This is a genomic window from Petrimonas sulfuriphila (assembly GCA_038561985.1).
GTDB classification, from domain to species: Bacteria; Bacteroidota; Bacteroidia; order Bacteroidales; family Dysgonomonadaceae; genus Petrimonas; species Petrimonas sulfuriphila.
Genome location: CP073276.1, coordinates 3398298 through 3421020 on the forward strand (window position 1 = coordinate 3398298; position 22723 = coordinate 3421020).

Genomic DNA, 22723 nt, shown 5'->3' on the forward strand with positions numbered 1-22723 from the left:
ATTATTAACAAATGTCGATTTCTTTTTCCCGCCCTAATGGCTTATCTTTGTTCTAAAGAACGTATTTTTACGATATGACGGAGCCGGACATTGATAAATTAATGAACGAGTGTACTTTTTCGACTGTACGCAGCAGTGGAAGTGGTGGACAGCATGTAAACAAGGTCGAGACCAAAGTTACGTTGTCTTTGAATATCGGTCAATCACAGATTTTGTCGACCGAACAAAAGCAGCGGATACAACAGAAGTTGAGAAACCGTATCAGCCAGGAAGGAATCTTGCAGATCAGCAGCGACACAGAACGTTCCCAGGCAATGAACAAGAAAGCGGTAATTGTAAAATTAGAGAACCTCCTGAAGAAAGCATGTCGCGAAGAAAAAAAACGCGTGGCCACGAAACGTACCCTGAGCTCCATTCAGAAAAGGCTCGACAACAAAAAACAGCTATCTGAGAAAAAAAGGCGTAGATCGGAAAATTTTTGAGAACACTCAACAAAGCCTGTTTCAGTGAACGTTTGTATTGATCAACGCATTCCACAACACATCATCAGGCGTTGGCGCCACTACTTCTATTTTTTCTTTCGAGACCGGATGAATAAATGCTATTTTCCGTGCATGAAGACTGATGCTCCCATCCGGATTCGACCGTTCGGCACCGTATTTCAGATCTCCTTTTATCGGACTTCCAATTTTTGATAACTGACAACGGATCTGATGATGCCGGCCTGTTTCCAGATCAACCTCCAGTAAATTGTAGTTTTGCGATTGTCCAATCACCTTGTAGTGCAATACCGACTTCTTCGTGTTGGGTTTCTCCACATCATATGCCGTTGATTTATTGGTTCGCTCATTTTTAATGAGGTAATGCGTCAGCGTGGCTTCGGTTTTCTCCGGAAGTTTTTTCACAACTGCCCAATAGGTTTTGTCGATCTCATTGTTTTTGAACATCGCATTCAACCGGGACAACGCTTTGCTTGTTTTGGCAAAAACCACTATTCCACTCGTCGGCCGATCCAGGCGGTGTGTCACCCCGCAGAATACATTTCCGGGCTTGTTATACTTCACCTTCAGGTACTCTTTCACCTCTTCAGAAAGTGGTTTGTCCCCGGTTTTATCGCCTTGCACAATCTCTCCCGGAGCCTTGTTAACGACAACCAGATGGTTGTCTTCGTATAAAACGGTCATTTTTTTACATGTTCATTCCTCCACACACGTGAATCACCTGTCCGCTCACGTACGAAGAGAGTTCCGATGCAAGATAGACAGCCGTATTAGCAACATCATCGGGTGTCCCACCACGGCGTAACGGAATTTGTTTTGCCCACTCGTTGCGAACCTCTTCAGAGAGCGCAGCAGTCATATCTGTAATTATAAAACCCGGAGCAATGGCATTTACACGGATTCCCCTTGAACCCACCTCTTTTGCCATCGACTTTGTCAGCCCGATCATCCCTGCTTTGGAAGCGGAATAGTTTGACTGTCCGGCATTTCCGGATACACCCACTACGGAACTCATGTTGATTATGCTCCCTGCTTTCTGGCGCATCATTACCGGAGTGACTGCATGGGTAAAATTAAATGCCGATTTCAGGTTCACATTGATTACGGCATCCCATTGCTGCTCGGTCATACGCATCATTAATCCGTCTTTGGTAATCCCGGCATTGTTGACCAATATATCGATCCGCCCGAAATCGCTGAGGACTTCTTCCACTACCTTGTGTGTTTCGTCAAAGTTTGCAGCGTTGGAGGCATATCCTTTGCATTTCACGCCCAGCGATGCTATTTCGCTTTCGGTAGCTTTACCCACTTCATCGATAGTTAAATCGGTAAAAGCAATGTTGGCTCCTTCCGAAGCGTATTTCAGTGCGATGGCTTTTCCGATACCGCGCGCTGCACCAGTGATAAGCGCTGTTTTTCCTTCTAATAATTTCATGTGTTTATTTTTTTATTTTATCTCTCTGATTATATTATCTCTTGTTTAATCCCTTAAAAACGAGATTATAGACTATTTCCCTGTCTTCCTGCCTGTCCAGTCTTAAGTTCAGCACTCCTCTTATAACCGGAACTTCCAGTCCCTTCAACGCAAAATGCAGTATCTCTGCCGTTCTGGGTATGTCGTTAACCGTAAACACAGCCGATTTGGAACCGTCGGCAAGAATGGTTTCCAGGTAGTGTATCTCTTTTTTGTCAAATTCCTTGCGAACATTTTCCACCAACCATATATCCCGGAAAAAGTCGGCACGAAGCGTTCCGTTGCGTGTGACAACCTCTTTGATTATGCTGAGCCGGGAAAAGGTAAACATCATCAACTTATCATCGGCTGGCAGGTCACGTTTAATCACATCCTCCAGGGCAGCATACAGCTTTTGGAGTTCCGACCCGATAACCGCTTTATAAACATCTTTCTTGTTTTTAAAATAGGTATAAAGCGTTCTGCGTCCATATCCCGATGCTTCTGCAATCTCGTTCATTGTCGTGCTGTCAACGCCTTTTTTTGCAAAAAGTTGCCGGGCTACTTCGATGAGGTTTCGTTTTGTTTTGGGTGTTGCGACAGTCATAAATGCACAATTATGATATGTTTGTGCAAAAATAACACAAAGTTTTTAAGAAACGAAACGATTTGCGAACAAAATGGGAATAATCGGGAAAATTTGTTGCTACGAGGCAGCAGGCATCTTTTTTGCGGTTTAAAGCTGTCGTTTTATTTGCTTTATAAAAAATAAATTATACTTTTGTACATCAAAACCGACTTTTACAGGTCGAGATGACATTACTGCCTGATGTTCTCAGCTTCAGGCTTTTTTATTAGCATCCAAAGAAACGAAAATAAAAAAATACAGCTGATGAAAACAAAGAAATTTTTATTACCCGAGAGGGAGATTCCCACGCATTGGTACAATGTAGTGGCAGACATGCAAAACAAGCCGCAGCGGATGATAAATCCGGGAACGAAAGAACCGTTGAAACCGGAAGACCTGTTTCCGTTGTTTGCAGAAGAACTTTCCCGTCAGGAATTCAATGAAACTGACCGGTGGATTGAAATACCCGAAGAAGTACGCGACAAATACAAAATATACCGTCCTTCCCCGCTGGTGAGGGCTTACAGCCTGGAAAAAGCGCTGGATACTCCGGCCCACATTTACTTCAAAAATGAAAGTGTCAGCCCCGTGGGGTCGCATAAATTAAATTCGGCTCTTCCACAGGTATATTACAACAAAATAGACGGTACAACCAACCTCACTACCGAAACCGGTGCTGGACAATGGGGAACCGCTTTGGCATTTGCCGGAAAGGCTTTCGGATTGGAGATTGCGGTTTATATGGTGAAGATCAGTTACGAACAGAAACCCTACCGACGTTCGCTGATGCAGACATGGGGTGCGCAGGTAATTGCATCGCCCAGCATGTCCACCAAATCGGGAAGAAAAGTATTGACAGAACGTCCCACTTATCAGGGGAGCCTGGGAACAGCCATTTCAGAGGCGATCGAGCTGGCGATGCAGACGCCCAACTGCAAATACGCGCTAGGCAGCGTATTGAACCACGTTTCATTGCACCAGACGATTATTGGCTTGGAAGCCGAAAAACAAATGGAGATGGCCGGTGAATATCCCGATATTGTTATCGGTTGTTTTGGAGGAGGTTCCAATTTCTCGGGGATTTCGTTCCCTTTCCTGCGCCACGTTATAAAAGGGGACAAAAAGACACGGTTTATTGCTGCAGAACCGGCTTCGTGCCCGAAACTCACCCGCGGAACTTTTAAATACGATTTCGGTGATGAAGCAGGGTTTACCCCCCTTATCCCGATGTACACGCTCGGACATAACTTTTCTCCCGCCAACATCCACGCAGGCGGATTGCGTTATCACGGTGCTGGAAGCATCGTAAGCCAACTGAAGAAAGACAACTTCATCGAAGCAATAGATATCCCGCAGCTGGAAACATTCGAAGCCGGCGTTCTTTTTGCCCAGACAGAGGGTATTATCCCAGCTCCCGAATCCACTCATGCCATCGCGTCTGCCATTCGTGAAGCTAAGATGGCCAAGGAAGAAGGTATCCAAAAAGTAATCCTCTTCAATCTTTCGGGACACGGACTGGTGGATATGAGCGCGTACGATCAATACCTGGCAGGCGATTTAAAAAATTACGAGATCTCAACCCTTGAGATCGAAAAATATTTACAGGATTAAGAAACTGTTATACAACATAAGCAGGCATTTCAGGTGAAAAAAAACAGAAAAATATTTGTCTGTTTCACTTCTGCTTTGTATCTTTGACATTAGAAAGATGAATGAGTTATTGCCGCATTGGTCGATTGGGAAACTCATCAATTACATTTTATAAACCGAGACTCGTTTTGGGTATTAATGGCGGGCCGCGCCTTCGGGTATTCCGATTTATCGGAACGGCGGATTACAAAGATACCGGGACACTCAAATCCTGTCATAAGGAGTTTCGACTTATTCCACCGATGCGGCTTCTTATAGAAAGCAGATTAGCAAGCGATTACATCAATTTGCAGTCTGCTTTTTCAATTTTATCTCCTTTGCTGTCCGGCCGGTAAGCCGCTAAATTAACTATGAAACCTATCTTTAAACAATACTGGGAATTGTTTCTGGTTTTTTTTAAAATCGGAGCCTTCACCTTTGGTGGCGGCTACGCCATGGTTCCGTTAATCCGGAATGAAGTTGTCAAAAAGAAGAACTGGCTCGATGATGAAGAATTTATGGATATGCTTGCCATTGCTCAATCCATGCCCGGGCCGATTGCACTGAACACTTCCCTGTTTGTAGGAAACAAAAGGATGGGATTTAAGGGAAGTCTGTTTTCAGGATTGGGAATTATCCTGCCTTCGTTTCTGGTTATCCTGCTCATTGCCATTTTCTTTGTACAGTTCAAGGATAATCCGGTTGTGGAACGAATTTTCAAGGGTATCCGGCCGGCTGTAGTAGCATTGATTGCCGCACCGTTGCTGGGCCTGGGAAGATCGGCAAGAATATCGCTGAAGAACGTATGGATTCCGGTGGCGGTAGCTCTTTCGGTATCACTGGCCGGGGTTTCACCAGTTTATATTGTCTTGGCAGCTATTTTGCTGGGGATATTGCATTTCGCTCATGTCAAACGAAAGATCAAAAGCTGACGGATGGAACTTTTGGATGTATATGTATCGTTGTTTGCCGCTTTCCTCAAGATAGGCCTTTTCGGTTTCGGTGGAGGGTATGCTATGCTCCCTCTTATTCAACAGGAAGTAGTGGATACGCACAAGTGGATATCTGTAGCCGATTTTACGGATATTGTCGCTATTTCTCAAACCACCCCCGGGCCTATTGCCTTTAATTCGGCCACATACATCGGTTATTCCGCTGTTACCGACATGGGATTCAGCACTTTTCACGGCATTATCGGATCGGCTGTATGCACACTGGCTGTCAGCATTCCCTCGCTGGTTATTATGACGGTTGTCTGCGCCTTCTTCGCCAGACTAAACAACAATCCTTGGATGCGCGCCTCCCTGTCGGTTCTGAAACCGGCTGTCATCGGATTGATTGCGGCAGCTGCACTGATGTTGATGAACAATTACAATTTCATCGATTACAAGAGTTGGATCATTTTTGGAGGGGTATTCCTGGCTTCCTTTAAAAAAGTAGATCCGATTTTGTTGATCTTCTTATCGGGTGTGGCAGGATTGATCGTATACTGATAGGCCAGTCTTTCAGCGCCATTCTCCAGGTAGATGATTCCGCAATAGGAAAATCCGAGCTTTTGCAGTATGTTTTGCATCACTTTATTGTCTCGGTGTGTATCAATACGGATGTTACCGCATTTTTCCAGGCACCAGGAGATGCAGGTTGCTGCAACACCCTTGTGTTTTCCGGAAGAGGCAATGCGGTGAATAACCCCGTAAGGATCATCGTTCAGCCACGATCCTTCAAAGATATTAAGATAAGTGGGCTCCTCACCCACCCTAAAATAAAATGTTCCTGCAATCCCGTTATCTTCGTCCAGACAAACGTAACTGTGTTCCCGACCTATATCCTCAACGAGAAGTTCTTTTTTCGGATAACCGTCCACCCATTGTCCTGCATTACCGGTTTGTTGCATAAAACGGCGTGCGGTCTCATAGATTTGCATTAGTTGTGGCAAATCGGCCGGTTGTGAGGGGTGGATTCTTATGAGCATAAGCGACCCGTTTATTTCTTCGTTTTTTTTGCCGGAGTTTTAGCCGTTTTAGATTTTTTTTGGGGAGCCTCTTTGGTAGAATCGGTTTTTTGCGTCCCGTCGTCAATAATCCCTTTGCATTGTTCAAATGTCAATTCTTCGGGTTTTTGCGATTTCGGAATTTTAAAATTTTTCTTGTTGTAAGCAATATAGGGGCCGTATCTACCGTTTAGAACCTGTAATTCCGGATCTTCCGTAAACGTTTTAATGATTTTCTCCCTGTCCTTTTTCTCCTTGGCTTCAATCAGCTCAACCGCTTCTTGGGCGGTAATCTTCAAGGGATCAACACCTTTAGGCAATGAAACAAATTTATTATTGTGACGGATATAGGGTCCGAAGCGGCCTACACCAACGGTCATCTCTTTTTCACGAAACTCACCGAGCGAACGGGGCAAGTCAAACAACCGGAGTGCCTCCTCCAGCGTTATGGTTTCTATCGACTGCGTCTTTTGCAAAGAAGCGAACAACGGTTTTTCTTCTTCATCAGGAGTACCGACCTGCACCAACGGGCCATACCTGCCTATTTTAACCGATACCTGACGCCCCGTTTTAGGGTCTTGTCCCAGCACCCGTTCGCCGGCCTTGTGCTCCATCCTCATCTCCATGGTCTCTTCCACAATCGGATGAAACACTTTATAGAAATCTTTTATAGCGCTGTTCCACTGACGTTTACCTTCAGCAATTGTGTCAAAATCTTTTTCAACGTTCGCGGTGAAATGGTAATCCACAATTTTCGGAAAAAACTCCACCAGGAAGTCATTCACCACCGTGCCTATATCGGTGGGCACCAATTTATTTTTATCGGTTCCTGCCGTTTCCTTTTTATCGGTATCCTTTATTTTTCCGTTTTTCAGGGTAAGGATGTTGTACAACCTTTCTACACCGTCCACGGTTTTCTTTTCAACATACTCACGATTCTGAATGGTTGAAATGGTGGGTGCGTATGTTGATGGACGGCCTATCCCCAATTCTTCCATTTTGCGTACCAGCGAAGCTTCGGTATACCTTGGTGGACGTTGTGTAAAGCGTTCCGTGGCAATCGTTTCCTGCATAGGCAACACCTCTTTCACCTTCATCGGGGGGAGTAACCCTTCTTCATTTTCACCGTTTTCCTCGTCGGTACCTTCCAGGTAAACACGCAAGAACCCATCAAATTTGATTACTTCTCCCGTGGCAACAAATTTTCCTTCGGCATTGGATATATCTATGGTGGCCACCGTCCTTTCCAACTCGGCATCTGCCATCTGCGAAGCGATGGTGCGTTTCCAGATCAAATCGTACAAACGCTTTTCCTGGGCAGTCCCCCCCGCTTCATGCTCGTTGATGTAAGTCGGCCGGATGGCTTCGTGTGCTTCCTGTGCACCTTTGGATTTCGTTGTATATTTTCTGATTTTCAGGTAATTCTCCCCGTACTGCCCGATGATCTCGGCCTTGGCGGTGTTTATGGCAAGGGCCGACAAATTAAAGGAGTCGGTCCTCATATAGGTTATCCTTCCCGATTCGTATAAGCGTTGTGCCACCATCATCGTCTGTGCCACGGAAAAACCAAGTTTTCGGGATGCTTCCTGTTGAAGGGTAGATGTGGTGAACGGTGGCGCAGGCGATTTCCTGGCCGGCTTGGTAGTAACATCTCCCACGCTGAAAACCGAAGTTTTTAGTTTTTCCAGCAAGGCCAATGCCTCCTCCTTTGTTTTCAACCGTTTGTTGTATTCGGCTTTTATCTCGTATTGTTGTCCGTTTTCTTCCTTGATAAACAAGGCCACAACACGGTAGGCAGCCTCTGTCTTGAAGTTCTGGATTTCGCGCTCACGTTCAACAATAAGCCTTACAGCCACCGACTGGACCCTTCCCGCAGAAAGTGCGGGTTTTATTTTTCGCCATAAAACGGGTGAAAGTTCAAACCCGACAATCCTGTCCAATACGCGTCGTGCCTGCTGGGCATCGACTAAATTTCGGTTTATCTCCCGGGGATTTTTTACGGCTTCCTGGATGGCAGGCTTGGTTATTTCGTGAAAAACAATCCGTTTAGTGTCTTTATTTTTCAAATCCAACACATCGTATAAATGCCAGGATATGGCTTCTCCTTCACGGTCTTCATCAGATGCGAGCCAGACAGTTTCTGCGTTTTTAGCGGAAGCTTTCAACTCCGTCACAACCTTTTTCTTATCTGCCGGGATCTCGTAAATGGGTTCGAAATTATTGTCTATATCAATGCTAAAATCTTTTTTCTTGAGATCACGGATGTGTCCGTAACTCGACATCACTTTAAAATCGCTGCCCAGGAATTTCTCAATAGTTTTTGCCTTTGCAGGCGACTCAACGATAACCAAATTCTTTGCCATTCATCTTGTTTTATATTCCCGTCGGGATATTTCACTTCATTTTCGGTAGCAAAAGTAGTAATTTTGTATTAGCAAAAAGAATTTTTCACTCTTTTTCAATTTTTACGCCATAAATTTGTGAAAGGCTATCGTGTAACCGTTGGAATTCCGACTTCCGGATGCGGAGCTTCATCGTACAGCTCTCTTTGAAGTTCTGTTCCCAAGAAACCTCTTCAAATTGCTTCAGGGTACGCATCACGTCGTTAAGCAACACATATTCGAAACGGACGGTAAGAGTCCGGTCGATTGTCTTCTCAACAATTACCGCATTTCTGACGGCATCTTCCGCCGCTTCCTTGTAGGCTTTGATCAGTCCGCCCGTACCCAGGAGCGTTCCGCCGAAATAGCGGATAACGATGATTAAGACGTTGGTAAGTCCGTACGAATTTATTTGTCCCAGTATAGGCCTCCCCGCGGTTCCGGAAGGTTCGCCGTCGTCGTTTGAGCGGTACTCCTCCCTTTCCGGCCCCAGCATATACGCCCAGCAAACGTGCCGTGCATCGTAATATTTTTTGCGGTGCTCATCCACAATTCCTTTTACCTCCTCAGGCGATTCCACGTGAAAAACAAACGAAAGGAATTTGCTTTTTTTCTCGGTGACATAACCTTCGGCCGCCTGTTCGATAGTTTTATAAGTGTCTTGCATCCTGCAAAAATATAAAAATTGAATGAAATGGATATAATATATTTTTTCAAGGTAATTTTGTAAATTTAGGGGTTAGAGTTTTTAGCTTCAATATACACTTTACACCGACAAGTAAGGCGGTAGTATTAAATAAACCAGATAAGAACCGTGGATAGTATCAATTTGTATCAATTGTGTATACAATTCACTAATAGCACGCTATATTAAGCTGATTGCTTTTGTAAATTATAAAAAAAACATACCTTTGCGGTAATTAAAAACTCACAAATACTAGTGTTTCGCCTCGTCATCTTAGTTGTATTTATTACTGTTCCAGGCCAATAAGCACCAGAATAATGAAAAACGGCCGGCTTGATAGCCTCCCAAGTAATAATCAATACTACGATGGGTAATGGTTTTCTTTGATGTTAACTGTTAATTACATATTTCATAATATAGAGATTCTATACGTTTGTACCCTTTGAGAGAAATGATACCTTGTGGCAATAAAAAACAACTAAAAAAGATTTACTTACAGCAGGCTCCCCGGCTAATAGTTTTTGCCAGAAAGTTTGTCGACTACTACACGGCAGAAGACATTGTACATGATGTCTTCCTTAAATTCTGCCGTGAGAATCCGGATAAATTCGACGAAAATGGAATCGCTCCTTACCTTTTCCGTTTAGTGAAAAATGCCTGTTTTGATCACCTGAAGCACCATAAAGTTGAAGAGTCTTATGTAGCTAAAGCCTGGACAGAACTGAAAATGGAAGAAATAATGCGGCACGATTCGTATGAAAGAAACCTTTTGTATAATGAAAGAATAAATGCTGTTCACGATGAAATAAAGAAACTTCCGCCCAGATGCAGAGAGATTTTTACAAAAGCATACCTTGAAGGAGAAAAACATACCAACATCGCAGAAGAGCTCAAAATTTCCGTGAGAACCGTAGAAACACAAGTTTACAAAGCCTTGAAAATTATTCGTGATAATTTAACACTTTTCCTATTTATTCTTTTTTTGTTATTTTAGCATAAGGCTACATATTTTTGTTAATTTGAATACGTAGTTTTCCTTTTCAAATCGTATAATAGATAAAGGATGCTGCAAAATACGTAATAGCTTTTGATTATTGAAAGAAACAACTAACTAATGGACTTTAATATACAGGAAATCATCATTCGTGCCTTACAAAACACCATTTCAGAAGAAGAAATGCATTTTTTCTCCGAATGGATTCATGCATCCGATGAAAATAAAAATTTATTTTTCGATCTGAAGGATATCTATGACTACCGAACGGTAAAATTTTATCCCGATAACATTGAACTGGAAGCAGGATGGAATCGTTTATGGGAGAAACTTCAAAAAAGTCAGGGTCAAGGGACAGTTGCTTCAAAGAAACAATCATTACTGTCAAATCGTTGGAGAATAGCCGTAGCCGCTGTTTTTTCCGGGCTATTGATTTTAGGTGCAACCTTTCTCTTCTATCAGAAAGAGAAGAAAAAAGTCATTTGGGTGGAAGTGCGAACTATGCCCCGAAGTCATCCTCGTACCATTGATTTGCCCGATGGTTCAACGATTCAACTAAATGCATCATCCTTTCTTAAATATCCGGAAAAATTCAACAAACAGGTTCGCGAAGTTTATCTTGACGGTGAAGCCTTGTTTAAAGTTGCAAAACAGGAAGGTAAAGCATTCATTGTTTATAGTGGCAAACAACGAATCAACGTATTGGGGACTCAGTTTAACGTGATGGACTATTCCTCTGATGCTTATTCTATTACAACGCTTATAAGCGGAAAAGTACGGCTGGAAACGTTCGATGCAAAAAACAATATGAAAAGCTGCGTGGAGATGACTCCTTGTCAACAATTATCGTTCGATAAAGATAACGGGCAGGTTATGCTTTCCAATGTAAATACAGATAATGTCACTTCGTGGACAACCGGCGTCTATTCGTTTGAAGACATGCCTCTTGAACAGATTGTCCAACGACTGGAAAATATTTACGATGTAACCATTCTGATACCGGATAAAATAAGTCGCAAAGAAAAATATACAGGTAAATTCTCCTCAAAACAGGATATCAATGAGATAATAGATGTTATTAATTTTAACGGGCAATTTAATTGCATTTCGCATAACGATACAATTACACTTCAACGAAAATAATAGATTGTCGAACCATTTAAAACGCTGTAATATGGAAAAAATATAGTAAAAAAACCGGACAATATAATAATTGCCCGGCTCAGTGAATCAGTTTTTAATCAATTAACAACCCGTTCCCCATGTCTCGCAAACTATCGGTACGGTTACGTGTAAATCAACCAAAAACATGCAAATATATGAATAAAATACCAATCTCACGGGAATTTCTATCCGGGAAAACATTTTTGACCATGAAATTTATCGTTATTTTTATGCTGACAGGCATCTGCAATGCCTTTGCTGTCAGTTATGGGCAAAATGAAAAAATCAACATTAAAGCACACAATGCCACTCTGAAAGAAGTAGTTTCCATGATTGAAAATCAATCCGAATACGTATTTTTCTATAAGAGTGAAGAAATGGCTAACCTTCAACGTTTTAATTTAAATGAGAAAGAAAAGACTGTAAAAGAAATATTGGATATACTCGTACAGAATACACCTCTCACCTATAAAATTTCAAATCAATATATTTATCTCAATAAAAGAGAAAAAATTATTGAACCTGCCCGTCAACAACAAAGAAATATTGTTGTAAAGGGATTAGTCCTGGATGCAGATGGAAATCCTTTACCTGGTGTTACCATAACTGTTGTAGGTTCCACGAAGGGTGTAATAACAGATTACGAAGGTATTTATTCCATAGAAGTAAAACCAACCGATCAACTGCTATTTTCTTTCGTTGGTATGGAATCCCAGACAATTCAAATAGAAAGTCGAACCACAATTAATGTTGTATTAAAGGAAAAAATTGATGAACTGGAAGAAGTTACCATCGTTGCTTTTGGCAAGCAAAAAAAAGAAAGTGTAATTGGCTCAATATCAAGCATAAAACCAACTGAATTAAAAATACCCAGTAGTAATCTTACTACCGCTCTTGCTGGAAGAGTGGGAGGAATTATTTCATATCAACGAAGTGGCGAGCCGGGACAGGATAATGCTGATTTTTTTATTCGAGGAGTTACAACTTTTGGATATAAAGTAGATCCTTTAATATTAATCGATAATGTAGAAGTTTCCACGATTGATTTGGCACGACTGGAAGTTGATGATATTGCCAGTTTCTCTATTATGAAAGATGCTACTTCAACTGCTCTGTATGGTGCGAGAGGAGCTAATGGTGTAATTTTAATCACTACAAAACATGGAACGGAAGGAAAAACAAAAGTTAGTTTTCGTATTGAAAACTCTATTTCTACCCCCACAAAAAACGTTGAGTTGGCCGATCCGGTGACTTATATGCGTTTGGCAAACGAAGCAGTACTCACAAGGGATCCGTTAGGTATCATACCTTATTCTGATCAAAAAATAGATCAGACAATCGCCGGTGTTAATCCGATTATGTTTCCGGTCACCGATTGGCGGAAAGCCTTGATGAACGATTATGCAATGAATCAACGAATAAACCTCAATGTCAGCGGGGGTGGAAAAATTGCCCGTTATTATGTTGCAGGCTCTTTTAATCAAGAAAATGGTATATTAAAGGTTGACAAGCAAAATAACTTCAACAGCAACATTGATTTAAAAATATATACATTGCGTACGAATGTAAACGTCAACATGACTGAAAGTACAGAAATGAATGTTCGTCTTTCGGGATCTTTTGATGATTATACAGGTCCGGTTGATGGAGGTACCTCCATATACAGAAACGTAATGCGTACTAATCCAGTATTCTTCCCCCCATTTTATCCGATAGATGAAGAACACAAATATACAAATCACATTTTATTTGGAAATTACGAAAATGGAAATTATCTAAATCCTTATGCGGATATGATAAAAGGATACAAAGATTATTCCCGCTCAAATATGGCTGCTCAATTTGAATTAAAGCAGAATTTAAATTTCATAACCAAAGGTCTTGTTATAAGAGGAATGATGAATACCTCCAAGTATTCATACTTTGATGTAAGTCGTGCCTATCGTCCGTTTTATTATCAAGCCAGTTCATGGGACAAGCAAACCAATTCTTATAGATTAAATATATTGAACGAAGAAGAAGGCACAGAATATTTAAACTATAATCCCGGAGCAAAAACAGTGAGTTCCGACTTTTATTTGGAATCTTCCCTGAATTATGACAGAATTTTTCACAACAATCATGAAATAAGTAGTTTGCTTGTATTTATGATGAGAAATAAATTAACCGGAAACGCCGCAGACTTGCAAGAATCCTTACCTTATAGAAATGTCGGTTTATCCTGTAGGACAACTTACTCTTTTCAAAACCGGTATTATGTAGAATTTAATTTCGGGTACAATGGTTCAGAGCGTTTTTATAAGTCTAACAGATATGGATTTTTTCCTTCTTTCGGGTTTGCGTGGAATATTTCCAATGAGTCTTTTTGGAACAGTAATTTGGCCCATATTATTTCTCGTTTAAAAATAAAGGGAACATATGGACTGGTGGGTAATGATGCCATCGGTAGTTCCAGATTTCTCTATTTGTCAAATGTGAATATGGATGATCCGGGCAGAGCAGCAGTATTTGGAAGAGACTACGGATACTTTCGAAATGGAATCTCTCTTTCCCGATACTCTGATCCTAACATTACTTGGGAAACGGCTAGAAAGACCAATCTGGGATTAGAAATGACGTTATTTGAAAATATGGAAATTCAGGTAGATGCTTACAAAGAGCATCGCACCAATATTCTAATGCCTCGTTGGAGCACACCGGCCACAATGGGATTATCAGCCATACCTCAGGCAAACATAGGTGAAGCGGAAAGCAAAGGAATAGATTTCTCTGTCGATTACAATAAAATAATCAATAAGGATTTTTGGATACAAGGTAGAGCAAACTTTACTTATGCCAACAGCAAATATATAGTTTTCGAAGAACCCACTTACGAAAATGCGCCCTGGAAAAGTAGAATAGGATACCCCATAAGACAACAATGGGGATACATCGCTGAACGATTATTTGTGGATGACAAAGAGGCTAATAATTCTCCGAGACAAAGTTTTGGGGAATATGGCGGTGGAGACATTAAATATCGCGACATTAACGGCGATGGCCAAATTACTGCTCTAGATCAAGTTCCTATTGGGTATCCGACAACACCTGAAATAGTATACGGTTTTGGGTTTTCCATAGGCTATAAACAGATTGATTTATCGACTTTTTTTCAAGGTCTTGCCAGAGAGTCTTTTTGGATAAATGTATGGGCAACCTCCCCGTTTATTCCTTATTATTATAGTGATACGGAAAGAAAATCAGGTCTTATCTACCAGAATCAACTCCTAAAAGCATATGCTGACAATCACTGGTCAGAAGAAAACAGAAACTTGTATGCTCTGTGGCCGCGTTTAAGCACAAGCTCTGCAGGTATAAACAATAATTCTCAACAAAGCACTTGGTTTATGCGTGACGGTTCTTTTATTCGGTTAAAATCAATTGAATTAGGTTATACACTTCCTCAGAAAATTATGAGAAAACAAAACACTAACCTTAGAATTTATTTTAGTGGGACAAATTTGCTCACTTTCAGTAAATTCAAATTATGGGATCCTGAAATGGCAGGAAATGGATTAGGATATCCCATTCAGAAAGTTTTCAACATAGGAATGAATGTTACATTTTAAATTAATTGAAAATGAGAAAGATTAAATTTTTACTGATAAACATAATAATTGCAACAAGTTGTAATTATCTGGATATAGTACCTGATAATATGGCCACAATCGATCACGCATTTAATATGCGCACTGCAGCTGAAAAATTCCTGTTTACCTGCTATTCCTATGTGCCACGCAATGGCGTTTTTGAATTAAATGTAGCCAATGCGGCAGGTGATGAATTTTGGCTTCCGGCAGGGCAAAATTATGCCTCTTGGCAAATTGCCCGTGGCTACCAGAATTCAGTTGATCCATATATGGGATTTTGGCGGGCAACAAATGGGGGAATTGATTTATACGAAGGGATCAGACAATGTAATATATTTTTGGAAAATATTGGGTCAGTTCGTGATATGGATGATTATGAAAAGGAACGCTGGATTGGCGAAGTAAAATTTCTAAAAGCTTATTATCATTTTTACCTACTCAGAATGTATGGACCAATTCCTTTAATTAAAGTAAATGTTCCTGTAAATGCAGACGGAGAGGAGGTCTTTCCCGTTAGATCTCCGGTTGACGAATGTTTCGATTATATTGTCGAACTGCTGGATGAGGCGCTTGAATATCTTCCGGAACAAATCAATAATGAAATAACGGAATTGGGAAGAATTACAAAGGCAACGGGATTATCGGCAAAAGCAATTGTCCTTACCTATGCTGCCAGTCCTTTTTTCAATGGCAACAACGATTATTTGAACTTTAAAAATAAAAAAGGAGAAGAACTTTTTAATTCAACGGAAGAGGTATCAAAATGGGAAAAAGCCGCCGAAGCTTGCAAAGAAGCTATCAATTTCTGCGAATTAACTGGACACAAACTATATACATTTTCACCTGAATTCTTCCGATATAATATTTCCGAGTCAACCCAGATAGAATTAAGCATCCGAAACAGTATCTGCGAGAAATGGAATTCCGAAATTATATGGGGAAATACAAATAGCCGGGCAGGAACTTTACAAGCCGGATCAACACCTCGGGGATTGGATCCAATTTATGTTTCAAATGCACTTACAAGAGGCTTTTATGCTCCTACTCTTAAAATTGCCGAGATGTTTTATAGCGAAAATGGTGTACCTATTAATGAAGACAAAACATATGATTATGCTGGAAGATATTCGCTTAAGATGGGGGATTCAAATTCTCGAATCTACATACGTGAATATTATAAAACTGCTGGCTTGCATTTTAACAGGGAACCTCGTTTTTATGCATCATTAGGTTTCGATGGAGGTATATGGTATGGGCAGGGTCGTTTTGATGACAGTAATCCTGAAAGGCTTTTATATGTTTCAAGTAAAAAAGGAGAACCTGCATCACCTGTAAACCAACTCTTTTATTCAGTAACCGGTTATTGGCCTAAAAAATTGGTGAATTTCAACAATGTAATCGGAATAAACACTTATACCATTGAACAGTATCCCTGGCCGGAAATTCGTTTGGCCAACCTTTACCTGTTATATGCCGAAGCCCTGAATGAAATAAATGGACCTAGTGAAGATGTTTACCATTGGATAAACCTTATAAGAGATAGAGCAGGACTTAAAACTGTTGAAGAATCTTGGGAGAATTATTCTTCCAATCCTACAAAATATCAATCGCAGACAGGATTACGAGAAATCATACACCGCGAACGGCTGATTGAGCTTGTGTTTGAAGGCCAACGCTATTGGGATCTTCGTCGTTGGAAAAAATGCATTACGGAACTGAACAAACCCATCATGGGATGGGATATAGCTCAAGAAGAGGCATTATATTACTATCGCCCTAAAGTTGTTTTTAACCAGAAATTTACAACAAGGGATTATTTATGGCCAATCAATGATAATGAGTTGCTTTCAAATAAAAACATTAATCAAAATCCTGGTTGGTAACAAATACTACATCTAACAGCAAATAAACAAGTTTATGAAAATGTATCTATTGAGTCTGCTCTGAAAACCCCATTTTTTCAAATTGCTGAAAAATGAAGTTTAACCGGACAAATGTGATTGTTTTTATTAATTGAAAGTATGTTTACAATAATATACATATTGAAACATAAATTAATTATATATTGTGGCAGTTTTTGCCAAAAAAGCGCTCTTTGACTTATTCGCGTCATATAATTCACTATCCTGACGAAGTTTATCCACAACGAGCGGGAGTATGCCCATAGTTTGTGCTTGGCAAGTGACCTGTAACGGCTCTTGTCATTCGGGTAATGGTATCCTAACTGGAAAATGCTTGCTTCGACATTGTTCCTGATATTTTTTTCATCTATCGGGATATCGTCCAATTTCTTCCTCAGAGCGGCAGTCCTGAGGTTATCCTCATCGAAGTAGCGGTATTTTCCTTCTTCAGTCTTGATCCTCCATTTCCTCTGTGTTTTGTCTTTGCGGAGTTTTACCCGTTGTGCCTGTATTGTTGTTCCTGTTTTGTTGTCGGTTACTATTAAATTGATTTCATTCTGTTCGTCCAAACGGATGTCATATCTCGGTGCGGGGCCTTGCATGCCTGTGAGTATCAGCTCGATGCCATTTTTATCGCTTTGGCAATACTCCTGATTATCAGCACTGTGGTAAGCCCCGTCGGCATATACTTTCTCTATTTTGTCGGATATTATTTCCTGTGTCCGATCCAGGGCTTGTTCAAGGAAGCCGTTGTCCGGAGCCGATGCCACCGTTACCTCGGTATCGGTTATCAGGTTCAATGCCGTATCTTTGTCATCTCCCGGTTGGTCGCATGTCTCGGTGACGTTCACCGAATACCCTTTGACCTTGTTGCCGTCTTTGTCACGGTAATGGCAGTCGGTGTCATGGGGGTGACTGTATGGATTTGGCGCTGACTTTCTCCTTTTCCAGAGGAACGACAGTTTTGTCCCTGCCAACCGAGTATTGTTGTTCGAAAACCGCTTTAAGGGTCTGGTAATGACCATAGTCATGCTTCTTGAAGAGCCCTATAAAACGGTACATCAGTTTGCCCAGTTCAACGAACCTGGCATCAACCTCGGCCTTTGTACTGCGGTACACCACCTTGTTGCCCGTTTCACCCTGTATGCTTTCGATAAGGGAAAACATCTCTTTGGACAGGCTCTTATTGAAGATATGTTCCTCCCTTTCATTGATAAACAGACGCAGGGTTTCATGAATCAACTCGTAACGGGAGTACCAGGCGATATTGCTGCCGACCAGTTTACTGTCCATGCGCACCTGCTTGCCGCTCACCTCAAACTCCAATAGCTGGTCACGGGTGATTTGCCCCCTGGCACTTTTTTGAACAGGTCTTCGCCGTGTTCCCTTGCATAGTCAACCAGATTGCGACGGAAAAGGTAGTAAGTGGATGAAACAGGCTCAGCGTCCTCTAACGACATCAGACCCCAGAGCACTGCGAACAAGTAAATTGTATGCGCAGTTCTCAAACAATTGTGCGTCGCTCCATCCCTGGCCTTCCTTGAGGATCATCATACCGACCAAAATACGGATAGAGGCATTAGGAGCCCCCGTTCCATTAGAATAAAGTGGTCTGAAAATAGACTCATCCACACGCATTACAACATGGTTTCGGAACCGGTTATGCCAGGAGTCATTTTTTAGGTATTCTTTCTTCTTAGAGTCTCTGAAGTACTCCGTCGGTGATGAAAAAATGCCCAATTGAGGGTTTTCGTCCGATTTTTTGAACATATTATACAGTTTTAAGCCCTACTAAGGTAGTGAATAATAGCTATATACGCAAATATTTCAAAGAACTTTTCAGGTGAAATTTACCTGATTTATAAAATTTATTGTACAAAAAATTTTAAACTAAATTATCACTCCGACTTTTCGGAGCGGACTCATCTATTTATATTATTAATTGCAAGTCTGTTTTTTTTCTCTTGCGACGAAGATGTGATGAGTCCAATTAATCGTGATACGGCACCCTTACCAGTCAGCAACGTGCAAGTGGAAAATTTCCCGGGTGCTGCAAAAATCACGTATGATATACCCAAAGATAAAAATCTGCTTTATGTAAAAGCAGTTTATAGAATTGCAGGGAATGTTGAACGAGAAGTTAAATCTTCTTATCTACAGAATTTTTTGTTCATTGATGGTTTCCCAAACAGTGGAAATTATAAAGTAGAGCTATATACAGTAAGCAGAGGTGAACATTTTTCTGAACCGGTAACTGTTACGGTAAATCCCTTAACTCCTCCATTTATGAAAGTATTTGAATCTTTACAGATAGATGAAACTTTTGGAGGAATGCGCGTTCGTTTTGAAAATGAATCGGAAGCAAGCATAGTTTTTCAGGTTCTTGCTGCTGATTCTACGAACAATCTAGTAGAAGTCGATGCATACTATACCAAAAGGAAAAACGGTTCATTTTCTGTAAGGGGTTTTGAGCCAATAAAAAATATATTCGGTATTTTTGTGCGTGACCGGTGGAACAACTATTCTGATACTCTGCTTGTTGAACTAACTCCGCTCTTCGAACAAAAATTGGACAAATCTCTATTTAAACATGTAGCATTAAAAACCGATTATTATAAACATCATCAACACTGGGACATTACAAAACTCTGGAATGGGAATTACAACCATCACGATGATATTTTTTGCACATCACCGGGACATGGATTACCTCAGTGGTTTACATTTGACTTGGGGGTAACCGCTACCCTCAGTCGGTTTAAATTACACAGCAGAAATGCGGGTCTTACCGACGGTTCATACAACGGAGGCGATCCAAAAATGTTTGAAATTTACGGAAGTAACAATCCTGATCCGGATGGAGGCTGGGAAAACTGGACGTTATTGAGAAGTTGTGAGTCCATAAAACCATCCGGGCTGCCTGTGGGACAAATTACCTCGGAAGACAAGCAATTCGCTGAAGTTGACGGACAAGAATTTGAATTTCCTTTCGGAATACCTCCTGTCAGGTATATTCGATTTAAAACAATAAAACTTTGGGGGTTAATTGACTATGTATATATCAGTGAACTTACTTTCTGGGGAAGTATCGTAGAAAATGAAAAACAATCAAAATAATACCAATATGAAGTCTAATTTACTTTACTCTTTAGTTGCTACTCTTGTTTTACTTTTAGGGTGTGACAACATGCATGACTCTTATAAAAATTTTATTAAGGATGGCGAAATTGTTTATGTGGGAATTGCCGATTCAATACAAGTCTTCCCCGGGAATAATCGGTTAAAGTTAAATTTCTTAATATCTGATCCTTCTGCAAGTAAAGTCTCCATTCTATGGAACAATAAAACAGACTCTCTCATTATCCCAATAGAAAGGGTACATCAAATAGACACTATCAATATTGAATTAACTGATTTACAAGAAGGTGCATATTCATTTAACATTATTGTTTATGACGATGAAAACAATTCTTCGATCACAACATATGCAAATGGCAATGTTTATGGTGAAAACTATACCTCCTCACTATTAAATACCCCTGTCAGAGAAGCAAATGTGAACAAAAATAATAAATCATTGGTTGATGTAATCTGGGGCGCTTCTGATGAAACGGCTATTGGTTCCGAAATAGTTTATACAGACTTGTTTAACAATCTTTGTACCTACTTTGCACCTCCGGAAGAAAAATCAACCGTATTAAAAAATTATTGTGAAGGAACTTCTTTCCAACATCGCACTTTATATCTCCCCGAAGAAACAGCTATCGATACATTTTATACTGCATATGAAACGACAAAAGTAAGAGGTGCCGCAATTGAATACAATAAATCAACCTGGATTGCTACGGGGAATTGCGATGGGAATCGTACTCCTCAAAACGCGATTGATAACAATATCAACACAGTTTGGCATATGGATAAAACTAAAATATATCCACATAGCATGGTAGTGGATATGGGAGAAATAAATACGATCTCAGGATTTTCTTTTATTCAACGTGGTGGAGGGGGGCTTATGTATTCAATCAAATTAATTGAGATGCAAATAAGTGATGACGGCGATAAATGGAGTAGCTTGGGTGAATTTACTTTAGAGAAAATAGAACCTAAACAGTATGTTGATCTGGATATAGATTACTCGTGCAGATATTTTAAACTTATCGCAAAATCGGATTATAACAACGGAGCATTTACAGCTTTGTCAGAAATAGGAGCATATAAAAGATAAATAATTAGATTAAATAATGAAAACAATGAACGAAAGTAAATGTATCGCAAAGTGCGGTTGCAATGCAAGCAGAAGAGATTTTTTAAAAAAAATGGGGATACTAACGGCAGGTTCTTTAGTTGCTAGCCCTCTCTTGGGAAATGACTTTATTTCTTTTGCCAAAGAGAACGGAGTGATCATGCCGGTTATCCGCGGATATGGACCAGCTTCAAATTATATACCAAAAATAAAGGTAGCATTTGTAAGAAGAAAAGGAGAATATGGCATGGCCTGGCCCGGAGCGGTGTATGATGGTGAAGCTTCAAGAAAAAAATATACAGAACAGTTAAAGCTCGAGTCAAAAAAAATAGGGGTATCATTGGAAATCAAAGATAGTCCAATACATAGCTTGGAAGAGGCTGACTTGTGGTTGCAAGAAGCAAAAGAAGATGAAGCTGATGGTTTATTGGTTATGGTGCATGATCGTCAGCAACATGCTTGGCCAACCGCTCAAAAAGCAGCGGAATCGGGAATTCCAACTATAATTTTCTCACCGCTTGGAACATCTTTTACCACCAATACAGCTAACTTGGCAAATAAATCAGGTAGTGTTACCTACTCTACAGATGACTTCAACCAAGCTCTCTTTGGACTAAGAATGCTGAAAGCAGGAACTCGCATGAAGCGTTCACGGTGTGTTGTAATAAAGGGTGAAGAAAGAAAAGAGACCTTATTGAGTGCCGATACAGGCATAACACTACAGTATGTTCCAGCTAATACCTTTATAAAAGCGTACAATTCCATGCCGGTAAATAACGAAGTCATTAAATTGGCTGAAGATTATTTAAAGCAAGCGAAAGATATAAGATTGGCCAGTCGTCAGGATGTTATTAACGGTATAAAAAGTTATTTGGTGGCAGGAAAAATTCTTGAAAATGAAAAGGCAGACGCCATCTCTATGGACTGCTTGGGAGCGCTTGGCAATATCGACGTAAGCCTGCCCTGTATTTCCTGGTCGAGAATGAACGATGATGGCATTCCGGCAGCATGTGAAGCTGATCACGGTGCAATTGCCGCTCACATTTTAGTGCAATACTTATTCGACAAACCCGGATTTCAACAGGATCCGGTTGCTGATACTGCAGACGACACATTGATTGGCGCACACTGTTCTTGTCCTACACGTTTGAACGGTATTGATACTCCTCCCGAACCGTTCGATTTGATCCACCATCATGGTAATAGAGACGCTGTTCCACGAACAATTTGGAAAATCGGGCAAAGAGTCACACTCCTCGATTTCATTCCTAATGAAGAAAAATCTCAACTTCTGTTCTCTACAGGAACCGTTGTTGACAACTTAAGTGTTCCTCCTTCAGGTGGCTGTGTAGTTTCGGTCAAGTTTAAAATGGATGGGGGTCAAGAAGTGCTTTCTTTCCCAGGTTTTCATCAGCTTTTCTTTTACGGAGATTATAAAAAAGAATTAAAGGATTTCTGCCAGCTCTATAATTTTGAGGCAATGATAGTTTAATCAAAAAAAAACATCTTTATCAATGAACATA

19 protein-coding genes and 1 pseudogene are annotated in these 22723 nt (G+C 40.7%); 11 read left to right on the plus strand and 9 right to left on the minus strand.

Going from position 1 to position 22723, the window contains the following annotated elements:
- Positions 1-74 precede the first annotated feature (74 nt).
- A complete protein-coding gene (arfB, locus tag KCV26_14390; protein ID WZX36468.1) occupies positions 75-482 on the plus strand; it encodes an aminoacyl-tRNA hydrolase in 408 nt (135 codons plus the stop codon).
- A gap of 21 nt (positions 483-503) precedes the next feature.
- Here arfB and KCV26_14395 read toward each other — a convergent pair whose 3' ends face one another.
- From KCV26_14395 to KCV26_14405, 3 genes are read right to left on the minus strand one after another with little or no spacing between them, the layout of a single operon-like run.
- Positions 504-1184 (minus strand): RNA pseudouridine synthase, encoded by a 681-nt coding sequence (locus KCV26_14395; protein WZX36469.1) that lies wholly within the window; start codon positions 1182-1184, stop codon positions 504-506.
- Between the two features lie 4 nt (positions 1185-1188).
- Positions 1189-1935, minus strand: a complete 747-nt coding sequence (gene fabG / locus KCV26_14400) for a 3-oxoacyl-[acyl-carrier-protein] reductase (GenBank protein ID WZX36470.1) — start codon at positions 1933-1935, stop codon at positions 1189-1191.
- 34 nt (positions 1936-1969) lie between these two features.
- A complete protein-coding gene (locus KCV26_14405; protein WZX36471.1) occupies positions 1970-2560 on the minus strand; it encodes a TetR/AcrR family transcriptional regulator in 591 nt (196 codons plus the stop codon).
- A 285-nt stretch (positions 2561-2845) separates the two neighbouring features.
- Here KCV26_14405 and KCV26_14410 point away from each other — a divergent pair, with 285 nt between their 5' ends.
- The 3 genes from KCV26_14410 to KCV26_14420 all read left to right on the plus strand — a co-directional run bounded on the left by KCV26_14410 (position 2846) and on the right by KCV26_14420 (position 5703).
- Positions 2846-4192, plus strand: a complete 1347-nt coding sequence (locus tag KCV26_14410; GenBank protein WZX36472.1) for a TrpB-like pyridoxal phosphate-dependent enzyme — start codon at positions 2846-2848, stop codon at positions 4190-4192.
- A 389-nt stretch (positions 4193-4581) separates the two neighbouring features.
- Positions 4582-5142, plus strand: coding sequence for a chromate transporter (locus KCV26_14415; protein ID WZX36473.1), 561 nt, complete (start codon positions 4582-4584; stop codon positions 5140-5142).
- 3 nt (positions 5143-5145) lie between these two features.
- A complete protein-coding gene (locus KCV26_14420; protein ID WZX36474.1) occupies positions 5146-5703 on the plus strand; it encodes a chromate transporter in 558 nt (185 codons plus the stop codon).
- On the opposite strand, the pseudogene KCV26_14425 reads toward KCV26_14420, so the two are convergent.
- The 3 genes and pseudogenes from KCV26_14425 to KCV26_14435 form a co-directional block, all read right to left on the minus strand.
- Positions 5694-6176: pseudogene (locus tag KCV26_14425) on the minus strand (GNAT family N-acetyltransferase). The gene KCV26_14420 and the pseudogene KCV26_14425 overlap by 10 nt on opposite strands.
- 17 nt (positions 6177-6193) lie before the next feature.
- The gene (gene topA, locus KCV26_14430) at positions 6194-8563 is read right to left on the minus strand and encodes a type I DNA topoisomerase (protein ID WZX36475.1); all 2370 of its coding nucleotides are present in this window, start codon (positions 8561-8563) and stop codon (positions 6194-6196) included.
- An 85-nt stretch (positions 8564-8648) separates the two neighbouring features.
- Positions 8649-9248 (minus strand): YigZ family protein, encoded by a 600-nt coding sequence (locus KCV26_14435; protein ID WZX36476.1) that lies wholly within the window; start codon positions 9246-9248, stop codon positions 8649-8651.
- Positions 9249-9708: 460 nt separating this feature from the next.
- On the opposite strand from KCV26_14435, the gene KCV26_14440 reads away from it, so the two are divergent.
- The 4 genes from KCV26_14440 (at position 9709) to KCV26_14455 (ending at position 16936) form a co-directional block, all read left to right on the plus strand.
- Positions 9709-10260, plus strand: coding sequence for an RNA polymerase sigma-70 factor (locus KCV26_14440; protein WZX36477.1), 552 nt, complete (start codon positions 9709-9711; stop codon positions 10258-10260).
- A gap of 120 nt (positions 10261-10380) precedes the next feature.
- Entirely contained in the window at positions 10381-11403 is a 1023-nt protein-coding gene (locus KCV26_14445; GenBank protein WZX36478.1) for a DUF4974 domain-containing protein, read from the plus strand.
- Positions 11404-11801: 398 nt separating this feature from the next.
- Positions 11802-15032 (plus strand): TonB-dependent receptor, encoded by a 3231-nt coding sequence (locus KCV26_14450; GenBank protein ID WZX38403.1) that lies wholly within the window; start codon positions 11802-11804, stop codon positions 15030-15032.
- 11 nt (positions 15033-15043) lie between these two features.
- Positions 15044-16936: a RagB/SusD family nutrient uptake outer membrane protein gene (locus KCV26_14455; GenBank protein ID WZX36479.1), complete on the plus strand. Its 1893-nt coding sequence runs from the start codon at positions 15044-15046 to the stop codon at positions 16934-16936.
- Positions 16937-17013: 77 nt separating this feature from the next.
- On the opposite strand, the gene KCV26_14460 is transcribed toward KCV26_14455, so the two are convergent.
- The 3 genes from KCV26_14460 to KCV26_14470 all read right to left on the minus strand — a co-directional run bounded on the left by KCV26_14460 (position 17014) and on the right by KCV26_14470 (position 18724).
- Positions 17014-17931 (minus strand): hypothetical protein, encoded by a 918-nt coding sequence (locus tag KCV26_14460; GenBank protein ID WZX36480.1) that lies wholly within the window; start codon positions 17929-17931, stop codon positions 17014-17016.
- Complete coding sequence (locus KCV26_14465; protein ID WZX36481.1) at positions 17858-18247, minus strand: hypothetical protein; 390 nt, start codon at positions 18245-18247, stop codon at positions 17858-17860. Before KCV26_14465 ends, KCV26_14460 begins: the two co-directional genes overlap by 74 nt.
- Before the next feature lie 147 nt (positions 18248-18394).
- On the minus strand, positions 18395-18724 hold the full coding sequence (locus tag KCV26_14470; GenBank protein WZX36482.1) for a transposase: 330 nt from the start codon (positions 18722-18724) through the stop codon (positions 18395-18397).
- Between the two features lie 210 nt (positions 18725-18934).
- On the opposite strand from KCV26_14470, the gene KCV26_14475 reads away from it, so the two are divergent.
- Genes KCV26_14475 through KCV26_14485 form a run of 3 tightly spaced genes read left to right on the plus strand, consistent with a single transcriptional unit; the run spans position 18935 to position 22692 of the window.
- Complete coding sequence (locus KCV26_14475) at positions 18935-20071, plus strand: DUF5126 domain-containing protein (GenBank protein ID WZX36483.1); 1137 nt, start codon at positions 18935-18937, stop codon at positions 20069-20071.
- On the plus strand, positions 20052-21182 hold the full coding sequence (locus tag KCV26_14480; protein WZX36484.1) for a discoidin domain-containing protein: 1131 nt from the start codon (positions 20052-20054) through the stop codon (positions 21180-21182). The genes KCV26_14475 and KCV26_14480 overlap by 20 nt, the downstream gene beginning before the upstream one ends.
- 25 nt (positions 21183-21207) lie before the next feature.
- Complete coding sequence (locus KCV26_14485) at positions 21208-22692, plus strand: hypothetical protein (GenBank protein ID WZX36485.1); 1485 nt, start codon at positions 21208-21210, stop codon at positions 22690-22692.
- Positions 22693-22723: the final 31 nt, after the last annotated feature.